The organism is Natronospira proteinivora (genome assembly GCF_024170465.1).
In the GTDB taxonomy this organism is placed as follows: Bacteria; Pseudomonadota; Gammaproteobacteria; order Natronospirales; family Natronospiraceae; genus Natronospira; species Natronospira proteinivora.
Window position 1 is genome coordinate 658,147 of sequence record NZ_JALJYF010000001.1, and the last position, 15,477, is coordinate 673,623.

Here is a 15,477-nt window from a genome sequence, read left to right on the forward strand (position 1 = left end):
GCCGGCGACCTTTCCTTACTGTACATCATGATGACATGGGTACATTACCAAGGTATTTCAAGACCTATTTGATCTGGGTCATTCGCTGGCATGACAAGGGCCGGGATGGGTGCTCAGTAGGCCAGGGCGGGGAAACGGCGTCGATCCAGGGGCAGTTTCATGGTTCTGCGGGAGGTCAGGGCGAACCAGCCCTCCACATGGGCCAGGAGTTGTTGGGGATTCTCCGTCTCCTCGCCTTCCCGGACCAGTTGGGCCAGTGCCTTCAGGTAATCCGTGAGCTGTGGGGAGTAGCCGTGGTCATAGGGCATCCAGGCGTCTGGGATTTCTCCGGTGGCCACGGTGGCCAAGCTGGGTTGAAGCGGGTCCAGGCGCACGGTTACCGAAATGACGGTGCCATAGTCATCCCGGAGCATTTCGCCAATCAGGCCTGCCACATCATCCAGGGGGATGTGATGGAAGCATCGCCCGGCCCGGGAAATGCCCCGAAACAGGCCACCATCCGCCCGCGGTAGGCTCGGCCACTGATTCCGGCTCAGATTCGCTTCCTTCATCATCTCCCCCCGATGTGTTCTGGCTGGCCAAGGACCGTTGCCCAAAGGATTGCTGACATTGATCCCTGTAACGGCCATTGGAGGGAGAACTTTAGGTGCTTGTCAGGCCAGTTCCAGGGCCGGTTTGCCTGCCTGGTCCAGATGCAGGCCTTGCTGGGATTTGTCCTGGCGAATTACCAACTGGACCAGCCAGCTACCTTCCTCGGTCGGGGCCCCGTCCAGGGCATGGCCGAGGCGGCGTCCATCGCCATCACGCACATCACAACCGGGTTCCGGTGCTTCTGGGCAGTTGGCCTTGGCCAGATACTGCTTCACTTTGCCCAGGTAATGGGTGCGGGCAATCACTTCCTGGCCGATGTAGCAGCCTTTCTTGAAGTTCAGGCCCTCGAAGCGTTCCAGGCCCAGAAACTGGGGCAGGAAGCGGCCGCTGGTGGCGGGTCTCAGGCTGGGGATATCGGTCAGGATTTCCTGTCTTCTCCAGGCGGCGTAACCGGCTGGCTCGAAGCCTGCTGCCCGGGCCCGTTCCCAGCTTCCGGCAATTTCATCAAAGCCGGCGCAGGCCAAGGCCCAGTCCGGCGCGCCGCTTAGGGGCTGAAAACCATCGGGACGCTGCTGCTCGGGACTATGAACGCCGAGTACTGTCTTATGAGCACTGAGATCGTCAATGGTCACCTTGGAGCGCAGCACGAACATGCGCAGCTTGGGCAGGATTTCGCCCATCAGGGTGCGGGGCATCAGGCAGGTGTAGCCCTCGGCATGGCGTTGAACATGGAGCAGCGTCCGGGCCCGGCCCTTGGGATCATGCCAGGCCGTCAGAATCCAATGGCCGGCGCTCAGCTGGCGAATGGCGGCACTGAACTGCCCGTCCAGAAAAGCCTCCGCATCCTCGCCGCTGATTTCCAAGCAGGCCAGGTGGAGCAGGGGGGTGAGCATGGGCGGCTGGCCCGGTTCCGAATCAAAGCGACTTATTTCGCCGCCCTCGATGACCGCGCCGAAGCCGCGCAGTTGCTCCATCCATTGTTCTCGGCTTTGAGTGTTCTCGTGCATATCAGTCGCTCGGGTTTGCCAAGGGCGTCTCAGCGTATAGAATACAAGGGTCTTCGGAAAGGGGTTGGCGAGGGATTTCGGTGTTTCCCCGGCCTGGCCAGACCATCTTTTTCGGAACGCATCACACCATCTTGCCGGATTGCCTGTTGGAGGGCTGATGTCCCAAAGGGATACGAACAATCGAGAAAACAGTAACCCACCCTCCAAAGCATCCAAGGGCGCGGACAGGGCGGCGCCTGACTCCCCGGATCATGAAAGGGATTCCCAGGTAGAACGGATTCCGGAGATCGGCGGCCCCAAAGGGCCCGAGCCGACCCGCTATGGTGATTGGGAAGTAAAGGGGCGCTGTTCGGATTTCTGATTCCGTCCCTGGGAAAACGTTCATACATTCAATCGAGGTGACTCGCATGGCGGCACAAAACCGGCCGGTTTCACCCCATCTTCAGATTTACCGTTTTATGTGGACGATGGCGCTGTCCATTACGCACCGCATGACCGGCATGTTTCTGACGATTGGGACCATTTTTCTTGTTTATTGGCTGGTCTCGATAGCGGCGGGGGAAGCGGCCTATGCCACCGCCCAGGGCCTGATTGTCTCCTGGCCCGGCCGTTTGCTGTTGTTTGCCTGGACGCTGGCCTTTTATTTCCATTTCTGCAATGGCCTTCGCCACCTTTTCTGGGATGCCGGCCAGGGTCTGGAGTTGTCCCAGGCCCGCCTGTCCGGCTATCTGGCGGTTGTGGCGGCCATTATTCTGACGGTGGTCACCTGGGTGGCGGCTTATTTGGTTGACGGAGGTGCACTGTGAGTTTGAGAACGCCTTTGAAAGAAGCCCGCGGTCTGGGTTCTGCCAAGGACGGCGTGCATCACTGGCTGGTCCAGCGGCTCACGGCCATCGCCCTGATCCCCTTGTTCGTGTGGTTCATTGTCTCCCTGGTCAGCATGATCGGTGCGGACTTCGCCACCGTGCAGCAATGGATCAGCAACCCCCTGGTCACCGTGCTGCTGCTGGTGTTTTTGGTGAGCCTGTTCTACCACTCGGAACTGGGTGTTCAGGTGGTCATTGAAGATTATGTGTCCAGCAAGGGGTCACGCCTGGCCGCCCTGATTCTGTCCCGTTTTGTCCACTTTTTCCTCGCAGCCGCCGCCATCGTGGCCGTGCTGCGTGTTGCTTTCGGAGCCTGAATTCCATGTCGAAGGCCTACGAGATTATCGATCATCAATACGACGTTGTGGTGGTGGGTGCCGGTGGCGCCGGCCTGCGTGCCACTTTGGGTTTGGCGGAGAAGAATCTCTCCACCGCCTGCATCACCAAGGTTTTCCCCACTCGCAGCCATACCGTGGCCGCCCAGGGGGGCATCAGTGCCTCGCTGGGGAATATGGGTGAGGACGATTGGCGCTGGCATATGTATGACACGGTCAAGGGCTCCGACTGGCTCGGGGACCAGGATGCCATTGAGTACATGTGCAAGGAAGCGCCCAAGGCGGTGATCGAGCTGGAACACTACGGTGTGCCGTTCTCCCGCACGGAAGAGGGCAAAATCTATCAGCGCCCCTTCGGTGGCATGACCACGCACTTTGGTGAAGGTACTGCCCAGCGAACCTGCGCCGCCGCCGATCGCACCGGCCACGCCATGCTGCATACGCTGTATCAGCAGGCCCTGCGCAACCATGCTGAGTTCTTCATCGAATACTTTGCGCTGGACCTGATCATGGATGAGGAGGGCAACTGCCGGGGTGTAATGGCCTGGAACCTCCAGGATGGCACCATCCATCGTTTTCAGGCCCATACCGTGATCCTGGCCACCGGCGGCTACGGCCGGGCCTATTTCTCCTGTACTTCCGCCCATACCTGTACCGGTGACGGCAACGGCATGGTGTTGCGGGCCGGATTGCCCCTGCAGGACATGGAATTCGTTCAGTTCCATCCCACCGGCGTCTACGGTGCGGGTTGCTTGATTACCGAAGGGGTGCGAGGGGAAGGCGGCTATCTCACCAACTCCGAGGGTGAGCGCTTCATGGAGCGCTACGCGCCCAACGCCAAAGACCTGGCCTCCCGGGATGTGGTCTCCCGTTCCATGACCATCGAGATTCGCGAAGGCCGCGGGGTGGGGCCGGAGAAGGATCATATTTATCTGCACCTGGAACACCTGGGTGCGGATGTGATTAACGAGCGTTTGCCGGGTATTGCGGAAACCGCCCGTATCTTCGCCGGGGTGGATGTGACCAAGGAACCCATTCCCGTGTTGCCCACGGTGCACTACAACATGGGCGGTATTCCCGCCAACTACCATGGTGAAGTGCTGACCCTGAAAGACGGCAATCCGGATTATGCAGTGCCGGGTCTGATGGCCGCCGGCGAGGCCGCCTGTGTCTCCGTGCACGGGGCCAACCGTCTGGGCTCCAATTCCCTGCTGGATCTGGTGGTCTTCGGTCGCGCCGTGGCCGACCGCTGTGCCGAGCTGGTGGAGCCGGGCCAGGCCCACAAGCCCCTGCCCAAGGATGCCGGCGAGGCCTGCCTGGAACGCTTGGATCGTCTGCGTAATGCTGATGGTTCCCGCAAGACGGCCGACATCCGGCTGGAAATGCAGAAGAACATGCAGAACCACGCCGCGGTGTTCCGTACTGGCGAGGTGATGCAGGAGGGCATCGACAAGCTCAAGGAAACCATCAAGTCCTTTGAAGATGTTTCAGTGTCCGACCGTTCCCTGGTCTGGAACTCCGATCTGGTGGAAACCCTGGAGCTGGATAACCTGCTGGGCCAGGCCATGGCCACCATTCAGTCGGCAGTGAATCGCCAGGAAAGTCGCGGTGCCCATGCTCGCGAGGATTTCTCCGAGCGGGACGATGACAAATGGATGAAGCACACCTTGGCCTGGTACGACGGCAAGGGTGGGGTGGACCTGGACTACCGTCCGGTGCATATGAACACCCTGACCGATGAAATCGATGTGATTCCGCCCAAGGCGCGGACCTACTGATCAACCCGGCGCCGGTTTGACCGGCGCCTGTAATCGGAGAGGCATGACATGGCTGAGTTCCGGCTGCCCAAAAATTCGCGTATCAAGAAGGGTGAAACCCATACGGCGGACAATGCCGATGGCGATATCAAGCGGTTCCATGTATATCGCTATGATCCCGATGGTGGGGGCAATCCCACCATGGATACCTATGAAGTGAACATGGACGAATGCGGTCCCATGGTTCTGGACGCCATCATCAAGATCAAGAATGAGATGGATCCCAGCCTGACTTTCCGGCGTTCCTGCCGGGAAGGAATTTGCGGCTCTTGTGCCATGAATATTGACGGGGTAAATACCCTGGCCTGTACCAAGGCCTGTGATGAAGTGAAAGGGGATGTGAAGATCTACCCCCTGCCGCATATGGATGTGGTCAAGGATCTGGTCACAGACATGACCCACTTCTATGCCCAGCTGGCCTCCGTGGAGCCTTGGCTCAAGACCGATACCCCGGCGCCGCCCAATCAGGAGCGCCTGCAATCCAAGGAAGACCGGGCCAAGCTGGATGGTCTTTACGAGTGCATCCTGTGTGCCTGTTGCCAGACCTCCTGCCCCAGCTATTGGTGGAATGGGGATCGCTACCTGGGTCCGGCGGTTCTGCTTCAGGCCTATCGCTGGATTGTGGACAGCCGTGACGAAGCTACCGGCGAACGTCTGGATGATCTGGAAGATCCCTTCAAGATCTATCGCTGCCATACCATCATGAACTGCACCATGGCCTGCCCCAAGGGACTTAATCCAGCCAAAGCCATTGTGGAAACCAAGAAATTGCTGGCCGAGCGCAAGCACTGATGGAGGCCGGCGATCCGCGAGAGCTGTCTCGCCTGCGCTGGTTCTGTCGGCGGGGCATGAAGGAACTGGATGTCATGCTCTCGCGCTATCTGGATGAGCAATGGCCGCAGGCTCCCCAATCGGAGCGTGCGGCCTTTGCCCGTTTGCTGGATTGTCAGGATCCAGAGTTATGGGACTGGCTGACAGGGCGCTCTCAACCCGGCGAGAAGGATCTTGCCCATGTGGTATCACGGATTCGGGAATCGAATAACGGTTGAGTTGAGCAGTTCAGCTACCGGGCTGTTGGTATTCCTTTTGATACATCTTGTTCTGGCCGTGGCCATCCTTCAGACCAATCTGGGCCATGGCTGGGCTTTTCTGCTGCTTTTTCTCAATGCCCTGGCGCTTCGCCGTCATCTCCTGCTGTGGGGCTTTCCGCAATTGGATCAGGATGCCGATTGCGTGACGCTCAATGCACAGGGAGAAGTGGTTCTGCATCCGCTGCATGCCGTGGATGAAGGGCGAGTGCACCATCTCGTGAATGTGGTCTGGCTCTCTCCAGGGCGGGCTGTGCTGAGGCTGCGACCCGCCGGATCATGGGTCCTTCGCTGGCTGCTTGTCTCCGCCGACAATGGCAATGCCCGGGACTTCCGTCGCCTGCGGGTCTGGCTGCGGTACGGTTCTATCCGGCGCCAGGGACCATTGGGGCGCCTGGGCCCGACCCGGCCAGTTGTTCGGGACTAGGATGGTGTCCCGGGCCTGATCCGCGGGCAGGGTATGGGGATAATCCAGGTTGTAATGCAGACCGCGGCTCTCCCGGCGGGCTTGGGCGCAGCGGATGACCAGTTCGGCGACTTCCGCCAGATTACGCAATTCCAGCAGATCGGCATTTACCCGGAAATCGGCATAGTACTCCTGAATCTCTGATCGGAGCAGGGCAGTGCGCGCGGCTGCTCGTCGCAATCGTTTACGGCTTCTGACGATGCCCACGTAATCCCACATGAAGCGGCGCAGTTCCAGCCAGTTGTGGCGAACCACGATTTCCTCGTCGGAATCGGTGACCTGGCTTTCATCCCAGTCGCGCAGCTGCTTCGGTGGTTCCGGCAAGGAGGTATTGGCCATGTCCCGGGCGGCCGTCCGGCCCATGATCAGGCATTCCAATAGGGAATTGCTGGCCATGCGATTGGCACCGTGTAAGCCCGTGTGTGCGGTTTCGCCGGCCGCGTAGAGACCGGGTAAATCAGTTCGTCCGGCCAGATCCGTGATCACTCCGCCACAGGTGTAATGTGCCGCCGGAACCACGGGGATGGGCTCGCAGGTCAGGTCAATCCCCAGGGCTTGCAGGCGCTGGTCTATGGTGGGGAACTGTTGCCGGACCCGTTGGGCTGGTTCGTGGCTGATGTCCAGCCAGACATGCTCCAGGCCCAGCCGCTTCATCTCATGGTCAATGGCCCGGGCTACCACGTCACGGGGGGCTAGTTCCGCCTGAGGATGAAAGCGATGCATGAAACGCTCGCCGTTGGGCAAGCGTAATATCGCCCCTTCGCCTCGCAGGGCCTCGCTGATCAGGAATGAGCGGGCCCGGGGATGAAACAGGCAAGTGGGGTGGAATTGCATGAATTCCATATTGGCCACTCGGCAGCCCACGCGCCAGGCCATGGCGATACCATCACCGGTGGTGCCGTCGGGATTGCTGGTGTAGAGATATACCTTGTTGGCACCTCCGGTGGCCAGCATGACCCGGGGAGCGGATAGAGTCTCCACTTGTCGGCTTTCATCATTGAGGGCATAAACACCCAGTACTCGATTGTCGCCAGCCAGTCCCTGACGCCGGCTGGTGATCAGATCAACAGCGGTTCGCCGGGTCAACCAGTGGGTGTGGGGTCGCTGATTGACTGCCTGCTGAAGGGTGTCCTGGATGGCCCGCCCGGTGGCGTCGGCCACATGCAGCACACGTCGGTGACGGTGCCCTCCCTCCTGGGTCAGGTGGTAGTGATTGTCCGCATCCCGGGTGAAAGGGACGCCGAGTTCGGACAACCAGCAGGCAATTTTCGGTGCCTGGCGGGCAATGTACTCCACCACGTCGGCTTGTCCCAGGCCGGCGCCCGTTTCCAGGGTGTCATTGACATGGGATTCAATACTGTCGCCGGCATCGATGGCGGCCGACATGCCCCCCTGGGCCCAGGCCGTGCTGCCGGCGTCCACCGGTCCCTTGGAAACCAGTGCCACATGCCAATCCCGTGGCAGACTGAGTGCAGCGGCGAGACCGGCCGCGCCGGTACCCAGAATAATGGCGTCATAGGATCGCCGAATCGACGCGGATTGCCCAGCCATGGCCACTCCCGAGCTCTGTTACAATGGCCGCACAGTTTACTGGCCCGACTGCTGAAACGACAAAGAATAATCGCTGATGGGGGCATTGGTTTGGCCCCCGTCTCGGCAAAAAATGGTTTTATTGGCGAACTCCCTGCCCCCGCATTGGTCACAGGGCACAGACGGGGTGAGGGAGCGCCGCCTCAGCGAGAGGATTGGCCCCGGATGGGCAATAGGAAAACCGACCAATTGCTGGTGGAACGTGTGCAGCAGGGAGACCGTGCTGCCTATGACGTTCTGGTTCGAAAATACCAGCACAAGATTGTAAAACTGATCTCGCGCTATGTGCGGGATCAGGCTGACGCCCTGGACGTGGCTCAGGAGGCCTTCATCAAGGCCTACCGGGCCCTGCCCAATTTCCGGGGTGACAGTGCCTTCTATACCTGGCTGTACCGGATTGCCATCAATACGGCGAAGAATCATCTAGTGGCCGAACGTCGACGCCCCGTGGATCAGGATGTGGATCTCCAGGATCCGGAACAATTCGAGATTCAGTCGCGTCTAAAGCATGTCGATACACCCGAAGGCATGGTGCTGACGGATGAGATTCGAGGGACGGTGGAAGATGCCATCGCCGCCTTGCCGGAGGATCTGAGAACCGCGATTGTGCTTCGAGAGCTGGAAGGCATGACCTATGAGGAAATCGCCGAGGCCATGGATTGTCCCGTTGGAACGGTTCGATCGCGGATTTTCAGGGCCCGAGAAGCCATTACAGAACGGCTTCGCCCGTTGTTGTGACAGGAGTTAGGGGAATGACTGACAAGCTTCGTGAGCAGCTTTCGGCACTGGTCGATGGTGAGCTGGACGAGGGGGAGGCCAAACTGCTGGTCCGCCGTTTCGAGCGGGATAACTCGCTGAAAGAGGTTTGGGACCGCTATCAGCGCTGTGCCCAGTTACTGAATGTCACGGATCATGCCGGCGAGGATATCGCCGTGGTGGATCAGAGCTTTACTGAGGGCGTGATGGAGGCCATCGCCGAAGAGCCTGGAAAACCGGTCCCGTCATCTTGGTGGCAAGAATGGCTCAAGCCAGTGGCCGGCGTGGCTGTGGCTGCGGGTGTGGCGACAGTCGCCTTGGTGGGTATGCAGGGAGGGCAGTTTGCCGACGACCCGGAATCGGTGGAAGTGGTGCCGGCGGCGGGAGTAGAATCCAGTCCCTGGTCCAGCCCGGCCCGTATCTCACCGGCCGCTGCCGGTCGGTCCCTGGAGATTGACCAGGCGGAATCCTGGCAGCGTCTCAATCATTATCGCCTTAACCATACCGACCACGCTGCCGGCGTTCAGCGCCTGGATGCGGAGGAAGCGGACAGTGAGGCTGGCATGGAAGACGAACCGGAGCGAATTCAGCGGAGTCGGGATCAATGAAGGGATTGTCCCTGCCTGGTTTTCTGATTCTCGGTCTGGGTCTGACGGCCCATCACGGGGCGTTTGCCGTACCGCTTGAAGATAGATTGAACCGGATGGGAGAGGCCGTCGCCCAGTTGAGCTATCAGGGGACTTTTATCCAGGTCCAGGATGGCGAAGTAGAAACCCTGGAGGTGGCTCACCGGGGTGGTGAGGAGGATTCCCGGGAGCGCCTGATGAGTCTGACGGGTAGTTTGCGGGAATTGATTCGCGATGATGATACGGTCAAATGTATTCATTCCCGGGATAGTGGGGGGGAGGTGGATCTTCGCCAGTCGGCCGCTCGTTTTCATGCACACCTGGGACGAAAGCTTGGGGAGATGGAAGGAGACTTTTATTCCCTAGTCGCCTTGGGACATGACCGGGTTGCCGGTCGAGACACCAAGGTTGTAGGTGTTCGTCCCAATGATCAGTTCCGCTATGGATTCCGTTTTTGGATCGATGAAGAAAACGGCATGCCGCTGCGTAGTGACATGGTGGACCCAGAAGGCGCCGTTATTCAGAAGGTCATGTTCACCCAGATTCGCTTTCGAGGCGATATTGAGGATGAGCACTTGAATCCGGTTCTGGACGCGGAGGGGGAAGAGTTTGCCACTCGCCGGGCCAAGTACTCCCGGCCCAAAGCACCCGAACGGCAAGCACCGGATCATGACTGGGAACTGGGCGAGTTGCCGGCCGGTTTTGAATTGATATCGGTCCGCGAAAAGCCACGGTCTGGAGATGGGCGGCTTTATCACTTCATTGTTTCGGATGGACTGGCCCAGGTTTCGGTCTTTCTAGAGCCGGCGTCTGAAGCGGGGGATGGCTTTGAAGGGGAATCCCGAATGGGTACTGTCCATGCCTTTGGTCGGCATCTGGATCGCCATCAATTGACGGTGGTGGGTGAAGTTCCGGAAGCCACTGTCAGTGCCATCGCACGTTCTTTTGAATCGGCTCCCGAACGCCTGCCGGATGGAGATTCCGCTCATTGATCCGAGAGCAGGGACGAATTGTGCGCACTCAGGCCGGGCGAGCCTGGATTGAAGCCCGTAGCCGCCTGGATTGTCCCCGTTGTGCCGAAGGTCGGGGTTGCGGCGGTGGGTTGTTGGGCCGCTGGCTGGGGGATCGCCTGAACCGGGTGGAAGCCGCCAACCCTGACAATCACCCCTCTGGCAGCTGGGTTGAGCTTGGTCTGGATGAACGCGATCTTTTTATCGCAGCATTGTTGGTCTATCTTCCTCCCCTGTTTGGATTATTGCTTGGGGCTACCCTGGCTCAGGTGTTTCTGGGGCTGGCCGAAGGCTGGGTCGTGCTGTTGGCTCTGCTTGGTTTGGCTCTGGGCCTGCTGCCGGGCCGGGCGCTACTATCCGGTGGAGGACGTGATAGGCGTTTTGCACCGGCGATTCTCCGTCGCCTGAGTGGGCCACCTGAAGGCTGCCAAAAGCGGTCGGTCTAGCCACTGGCCAATACTCGAGCTAGCGGGTATCTTGATGGCCGGTTCCCTCAAATCTCAATATCTGCAGCCCCAATGCCCTCACCAATTGTTCTGCTTGCTCCTTTCCTGATGCTACCCGGCCTGCTCCCTGGGATGGTTCTGGCCCAGCCAGACTGCCTGGACTTGAGTGAGCATTATCCCGAGGTAGTGGCAGAGGTGGTCAGAATCCAGGCAGACTCGGAGGGGGAAACCCTGGGAAGCGGCTTCTTTTACCGGGGAGAAGGGCGTGGCAACGGGCCAGATGAAGGGACCTGGGTGGTGAGCAATGCCCATGTGGTGGCCGGACGGGATACGGTTCAGCTCAAGGCCCAGGATGGCCGACGCTGGGAGGCTCAGGTTCTGGATCGGAACGAACGCTTGGATCTGGCCGTTCTCACGGTTGAGGCCGGACCTTCCTCCGGAGGCTTGCGCTTTCGTGAGCAGACTGCAAGGGTTGGTGAGCCGGTATGGGCCGTGGGAAGTCCCTTTGGCCTTGCAGCTTCGCTCACCAGCGGGCACCTGGCAGCCGAGGGACGCTACTTCACTGCCGAGCCCAGCATTCCCTATCTTCAAATAGACATGTCTCTGAATCCTGGCGGATCCGGCGGGCCCTTGCTCGATGGTAACGGCCGGGTTGTGGGCATTAATACGCAAGTGGTGGGCCGTGGTGAGGGACAAGCCGGCTTGGCATTTGCCATCCCGGCCTGGGTGGTGCGGCGATACGTGTCGGGGCTGGAGGCCAATGGTGGAGAAGCGGGGTATCTGGGCGTGGGCCTGGTGGCAGGGGGCGGTGCTCTGGTGGTATCCCGGGTGATTCCGGATTCCCCGGCGGAGCGGGCCGGAATTCAGCCCGGGGATCAATTGAGCGGGCAGAAGGTGGTCGATGGCCCGCAAGGGTATCTGCGCCATCGTTTGCTTAAACCTCTGGCAGGGGAAATCATTGCCCTGGTCCGGGAAGGTCGAGACGGGGAAGTGGAAGGATTGTTTCTGGAAGCCGAGCCCTTCAGTCGCACCAATCGGCAGATAGACTGGCTGGCCATGGAAGCGCGGCGTCATGTTGAGGGTGGGGTGGAAGTGGTAGCGCTGGATGAGCCGGATAGTCGCCTTAGCGTCGGGGACCGGATTCTGCGCCAAGGTAGCCGGAGTGTGGATCACCCCTTCGACTTGACCCGGCCGAGCACCCGCTCTGCACCCCTGCTGGTGGAACGCGAGGACCAGCGCTTTTTTGTGGCAATCAGAGTATTGGAAAATGAGCGATAGCGTGGAACTGACACTGTATTCCCGGGAAGGCTGCGGTCTTTGCGACGAGATGCTGAGCGAGTTACACAAGCGCTATGGCAGCAGAGTGCGCGTCCGGGTGGTGAATATCGCCGAGGACCGGTCGCTGGTGGCCCGCTATGGGGAACGGATTCCGGTGCTGGTCCATGAAGGCGAGGAGCTGTGCTTCGGTCGCTTGAATCCGGATCGCCTGGCTCCGTTGCTGCTCCGGTCCTAAGTCACCGCCCGCACGGCCGGGTTCGTCTTACTTCGCAGTTCCTTCCCAAGGCGGGTATAATCAATGGCTTCGCGTTGATGCCGAAATCCGGGCTTCCGGATGGGCGGCATCCCAGGTATCGGCCTTCGCCGATCTCCCCCGACGGGCCGGATCAGGTCCACTGTCGTGGAGGGGATTTGGACGGGGAATCATTCGTATTCGTGGTGGCGGCGGGCAGGGACGCTGTCCGTTCGAGCTTATTCGGCCACAAAACCGCCTTCGGGTCCTCAATGAAGCATATCCGCAATTTTTCCATCATCGCCCATATCGATCACGGGAAGTCCACCCTGGCCGACCGTTTCATTCAGGTCTGCGGTGGTCTGACGGACCGGGAGATGAACGAGCAGGTTCTGGACTCCATGGATCTGGAGCGAGAGCGGGGCATTACCATCAAGGCTCAGAGCGTGACTCTCAATTACACCGCTCGGGATGGCCAAACCTACGAGCTCAATTTCATCGATACCCCCGGCCACGTGGACTTCTCCTATGAGGTCTCCCGATCCCTGTTTGCCTGTGAGGGAGCCTTGCTGGTGGTGGATGCGGCGCAAGGGGTTGAGGCCCAGAGCGTGGCGAATTGTTACACCGCCATCGAACAGGGCCTGGAAGTGATTCCCGTGCTCAACAAGATTGACCTGCCGGCGGCGGAACCTGAGCGGGTAAAGGAAGAGATAGAGGATATTATTGGCATCGAGACGGATGAGGCTATTTCGGTAAGTGCCAAGACCGGCAAGAATGTGGACGAGATTCTGGAGCAACTGGTTCAGAAGGTACCGCCACCCCAGGGCGATCCGGAGGCCCCCCTCAAGGCCCTGATTATTGATAGCTGGTTTGACAATTACGTAGGGGTGGTTTCCCTGGTACGGATCGTGGATGGTCGATTAAACAAAAATGACAAGATTCGCGTGATGGCCACCGGCAAGGCGCATCTGGTCTCGGAAGTGGGCAGCTTCACGCCCAAAAAAACCCCCCGTCCGTTTTTGGACACAGGCGAAGTGGGTTATGTCATTTCCGGCATCAAGGAAATTGATGGCGCGCCGGTGGGTGACACCCTGACCCTGGATAACCGGCCCTGCGATCAGCGCTTGCCGGGCTTTCAGGAGGTCAAGCCCCGGGTCTTCGCGGGCCTCTTTCCCGTGGACAGCAGTGACTATGAGGATTTTCGGGATGCCCTGTCCAAGCTGCGCCTGAATGATTCAGCCATGTATTACGAGCCGGAAGTGTCGGATGCCCTGGGCTTTGGGTTCCGCTGCGGCTTCCTCGGCATGCTCCATATGGAGATTATTCAGGAGCGCCTGGAGCGGGAATACAAGCTTGATCTGATCACCACGGCGCCGACGGTTATCTATGAAGTGCTCACCACTGATGGTGAGGTCAAGAAGGTGGACAATCCTTCCCGCTTGCCGGAGTTGAATCTCATTGATGAGATTCGAGAGCCCATAATCGTGGCCAATATCCTGGTGCCCCAGGATTTTGTGGGCCCCGTGATTACCTTGTGCGAGGAGAAACGGGGTAATCAAAAGAAGATGATGTATCACGGCAAGCAGGTGCAGCTCACCTACGAGCTGCCCATGAGTGAAGTGGTGATGGATTTCTTTGATCGCCTTAAATCTTCCAGTAAGGGCTTTGCCTCATTCGAGTATGATTTTGACCGTTTCCAATCCTCCCAATTGGTTAAGCTGGATGTGCTCATTAATGGCGACCGGGTTGATGCCTTGTCCACCATCGTCCACAAGGACCAGTCCTATCATCGTGGCCGCGACCTTTGTGAGCGGATGAAGGAAATCATTCCCAGGCAGATGTTTGATGTTGCGATCCAGGCGGCCATTGGTAACCATATTATTGCTCGAACCACAGTGAAGGCATTGAGAAAGAATGTGACTGCCAAGTGCTATGGTGGGGATGTGAGCCGGAAGCGCAAGTTGCTTGAGAAGCAAAAGGAAGGTAAAAAACGGATGAAGCAGTTGGGGAAAGTGGAAATTCCCCAGGAAGCATTCCTTGCCGTGCTTCAGGTTGACAAGAAGTAACGATGTCTAGCCAGAGCGATAATAAGCATGTGCTTGTGAGTGATGGCTGATGGAATCATCATGAATAAACTAGGGGAGAGAGAGCCTTAGAGCTCGAGACTGCCATGAATCTTGCACTGATACTGGTTATTGCGACCTTGGTGACGGGCCTGGTATGGGCACTGGATCGCCTATGGCTGATTCGCCTACGGAGTGACGATGCTGACGAGCCCACTGTGGTGGAGTGGTGCCGTGCCTTTTTCCCTGTTCTGCTGATTGTTCTCGTGCTCCGTTCATTCATAGCCGAGCCCTTCCGGATTCCTTCTGCCTCCATGATGCCCACCCTGGTGGTAGGCGATTTTATCCTGGTCAACAAATTTGCCTATGGGCTGCGTCTGCCGGTACTGGAAACCAAGATTCTGGATCTGGGCCAGCCGGAGCGGGGGGAAGTGGCGGTATTTCGCTATCCCCCAAACCCATCCAAGGATTACATCAAGCGGGTTATCGGGGTGCCAGGGGACCATGTGGCCTACCGGAATAATACCCTCTACATTAATGGGGAAGCGGTTAATCAGCAGGTTATGGGGGAGTACGAGCCCAGAGAAGTGGACCGTCGACGGGATCGTGTTCTTGACGGAAGCATTCTCATGGAGGAAACCCTGGGGGCGCAGGACTACGAGATCTTGGTGAGTCCGAGGGCGTCCGGTATGCCCAGTCAGGAGTTGGAGCAGGGTATTCGAGTACCGGAGGGGGAATATCTCATGTTGGGGGATAATCGGGATAATAGCCTTGACGGACGTCATTGGGGATTTGTTCCAGAGGATCATCTGAGAGGGCGGGCCATGGTGATTTGGCTGAGTTGGGAAGCCTTTGGCGCAGCTCCGCAGTGGGGGCGGGTTGGTCAGGTGATTCGCTAGACTGACTGGATTCTTCTTCATAGAGGGGAAGTTTTATGCGTTTGAGAAAACGACAGCAAGGCTTGACTGCCCTGGGTTGGGTACTTGCCTTTATGGTGGGCGGATTGATTGCCATGGCCGGTGTGCGGCTTGTTCCGGTCTATATCCAATCGTTTAGCCTGAATTCGATTATGCAAAGTGTGGCTAGCGATGTGGATTATCAGGATACCCGGGCCGTGAATCGTGCCCTCCGGCGGCAGATGCAGGTCAATGATGTGCGTGCGGTCGATGTGGATGATTTCCAGATTGAAGAAATTGATGGCCGTCGTTACCTTACATTGGAATATGAGCATCGGGTTCCCTATCTCGCCAATATTGATTTAGTGGTCAGTTTCGAAAAGCAGCAAGCTTTCCGGGGGCAATAAACG

Annotated in this window: 18 protein-coding genes and 1 pseudogene; 16 read left to right on the plus strand and 3 right to left on the minus strand. The window is 58.7% G+C overall.

Annotated elements, in window-relative coordinates; all coding sequences use genetic code 11:
• Positions 1–113: 113 nt before the first annotated feature.
• Together J2T60_RS03130 and ygfZ are read right to left on the minus strand one after the other, a co-directional pair.
• A complete protein-coding gene (locus J2T60_RS03130) occupies positions 114–551 on the minus strand; it encodes a hypothetical protein (RefSeq protein WP_253445301.1) in 438 nt (145 codons plus the stop codon).
• Between the two features lie 102 nt (positions 552–653).
• Complete coding sequence (gene ygfZ, locus J2T60_RS03135) at positions 654–1,598, minus strand: CAF17-like 4Fe-4S cluster assembly/insertion protein YgfZ (protein WP_253445304.1); 945 nt, start codon at positions 1,596–1,598, stop codon at positions 654–656.
• A gap of 157 nt (positions 1,599–1,755) precedes the next feature.
• Between ygfZ and J2T60_RS03140 the strand changes: the two genes are divergently transcribed.
• From J2T60_RS03140 to J2T60_RS13380, 7 genes and pseudogenes are all read left to right on the plus strand, one after another.
• Positions 1,756–1,959: a DUF1674 domain-containing protein gene (locus tag J2T60_RS03140; RefSeq protein ID WP_253445307.1), complete on the plus strand. Its 204-nt coding sequence runs from the start codon at positions 1,756–1,758 to the stop codon at positions 1,957–1,959.
• A 46-nt stretch (positions 1,960–2,005) separates the two neighbouring features.
• Positions 2,006–2,404, plus strand: coding sequence for a succinate dehydrogenase, cytochrome b556 subunit (sdhC, locus tag J2T60_RS03145; protein WP_253445310.1), 399 nt, complete (start codon positions 2,006–2,008; stop codon positions 2,402–2,404).
• 14 nt (positions 2,405–2,418) lie between these two features.
• Positions 2,419–2,781: a succinate dehydrogenase, hydrophobic membrane anchor protein gene (gene sdhD / locus J2T60_RS03150; protein ID WP_253445313.1), complete on the plus strand. Its 363-nt coding sequence runs from the start codon at positions 2,419–2,421 to the stop codon at positions 2,779–2,781.
• Positions 2,782–2,786: 5 nt separating this feature from the next.
• On the plus strand, positions 2,787–4,577 hold the full coding sequence (gene sdhA / locus J2T60_RS03155; protein ID WP_253445316.1) for a succinate dehydrogenase flavoprotein subunit: 1,791 nt from the start codon (positions 2,787–2,789) through the stop codon (positions 4,575–4,577).
• A gap of 48 nt (positions 4,578–4,625) precedes the next feature.
• Positions 4,626–5,408 (plus strand): succinate dehydrogenase iron-sulfur subunit, encoded by a 783-nt coding sequence (locus tag J2T60_RS03160; protein ID WP_301288300.1) that lies wholly within the window; start codon positions 4,626–4,628, stop codon positions 5,406–5,408.
• On the plus strand, positions 5,408–5,665 hold the full coding sequence (locus J2T60_RS03165) for an FAD assembly factor SdhE (RefSeq protein ID WP_253445319.1): 258 nt from the start codon (positions 5,408–5,410) through the stop codon (positions 5,663–5,665). Before J2T60_RS03160 ends, J2T60_RS03165 begins: the two co-directional genes overlap by 1 nt.
• Positions 5,628–6,008 (plus strand): annotated as a pseudogene (locus tag J2T60_RS13380) (hypothetical protein); the annotation flags it as partial. The gene J2T60_RS03165 and the pseudogene J2T60_RS13380, both read left to right, overlap by 38 nt.
• Here the strand turns inward: J2T60_RS13380 and nadB are convergent.
• Positions 5,982–7,721, minus strand: a complete 1,740-nt coding sequence (gene nadB, locus J2T60_RS03175) for an L-aspartate oxidase (RefSeq protein ID WP_253445325.1) — start codon at positions 7,719–7,721, stop codon at positions 5,982–5,984. The pseudogene J2T60_RS13380 and the gene nadB sit on opposite strands and share 27 nt — an antisense overlap.
• Before the next feature lie 204 nt (positions 7,722–7,925).
• Here nadB and rpoE point away from each other — a divergent pair, with 204 nt between their 5' ends.
• The 9 genes from rpoE (at position 7,926) to J2T60_RS03220 (ending at position 15,474) form a co-directional block, all read left to right on the plus strand.
• Positions 7,926–8,498 (plus strand): RNA polymerase sigma factor RpoE, encoded by a 573-nt coding sequence (gene rpoE, locus J2T60_RS03180; RefSeq protein ID WP_253445329.1) that lies wholly within the window; start codon positions 7,926–7,928, stop codon positions 8,496–8,498.
• Positions 8,499–8,512: 14 nt separating this feature from the next.
• Positions 8,513–9,124, plus strand: coding sequence for a sigma-E factor negative regulatory protein (locus tag J2T60_RS03185; RefSeq protein ID WP_253445332.1), 612 nt, complete (start codon positions 8,513–8,515; stop codon positions 9,122–9,124).
• Complete coding sequence (locus J2T60_RS03190; RefSeq protein ID WP_253445335.1) at positions 9,121–10,134, plus strand: MucB/RseB family sigma factor regulatory protein; 1,014 nt, start codon at positions 9,121–9,123, stop codon at positions 10,132–10,134. The genes J2T60_RS03185 and J2T60_RS03190 overlap by 4 nt, the downstream gene beginning before the upstream one ends.
• The gene (locus tag J2T60_RS03195) at positions 10,131–10,598 is read left to right on the plus strand and encodes a SoxR reducing system RseC family protein (protein WP_253445338.1); all 468 of its coding nucleotides are present in this window, start codon (positions 10,131–10,133) and stop codon (positions 10,596–10,598) included. Before J2T60_RS03190 ends, J2T60_RS03195 begins: the two co-directional genes overlap by 4 nt.
• A gap of 72 nt (positions 10,599–10,670) precedes the next feature.
• Entirely contained in the window at positions 10,671–11,876 is a 1,206-nt protein-coding gene (locus J2T60_RS03200; RefSeq protein WP_253445342.1) for a S1C family serine protease, read from the plus strand.
• Positions 11,866–12,111: a glutaredoxin family protein gene (locus J2T60_RS03205; protein ID WP_253445345.1), complete on the plus strand. Its 246-nt coding sequence runs from the start codon at positions 11,866–11,868 to the stop codon at positions 12,109–12,111. The genes J2T60_RS03200 and J2T60_RS03205 overlap by 11 nt, the downstream gene beginning before the upstream one ends.
• A 269-nt stretch (positions 12,112–12,380) precedes the next feature.
• A complete protein-coding gene (lepA, locus tag J2T60_RS03210) occupies positions 12,381–14,174 on the plus strand; it encodes a translation elongation factor 4 (RefSeq protein ID WP_253445348.1) in 1,794 nt (597 codons plus the stop codon).
• A gap of 104 nt (positions 14,175–14,278) precedes the next feature.
• A complete protein-coding gene (gene lepB, locus J2T60_RS03215) occupies positions 14,279–15,070 on the plus strand; it encodes a signal peptidase I (RefSeq protein ID WP_253445351.1) in 792 nt (263 codons plus the stop codon).
• Positions 15,071–15,105: 35 nt separating this feature from the next.
• Positions 15,106–15,474 carry a DUF4845 domain-containing protein gene (locus tag J2T60_RS03220; protein WP_253445353.1) on the plus strand — a complete coding sequence of 123 codons (369 nt, stop codon included), beginning with the start codon at positions 15,106–15,108 and terminating at the stop codon, positions 15,472–15,474.
• Positions 15,475–15,477 lie beyond the last annotated feature (3 nt).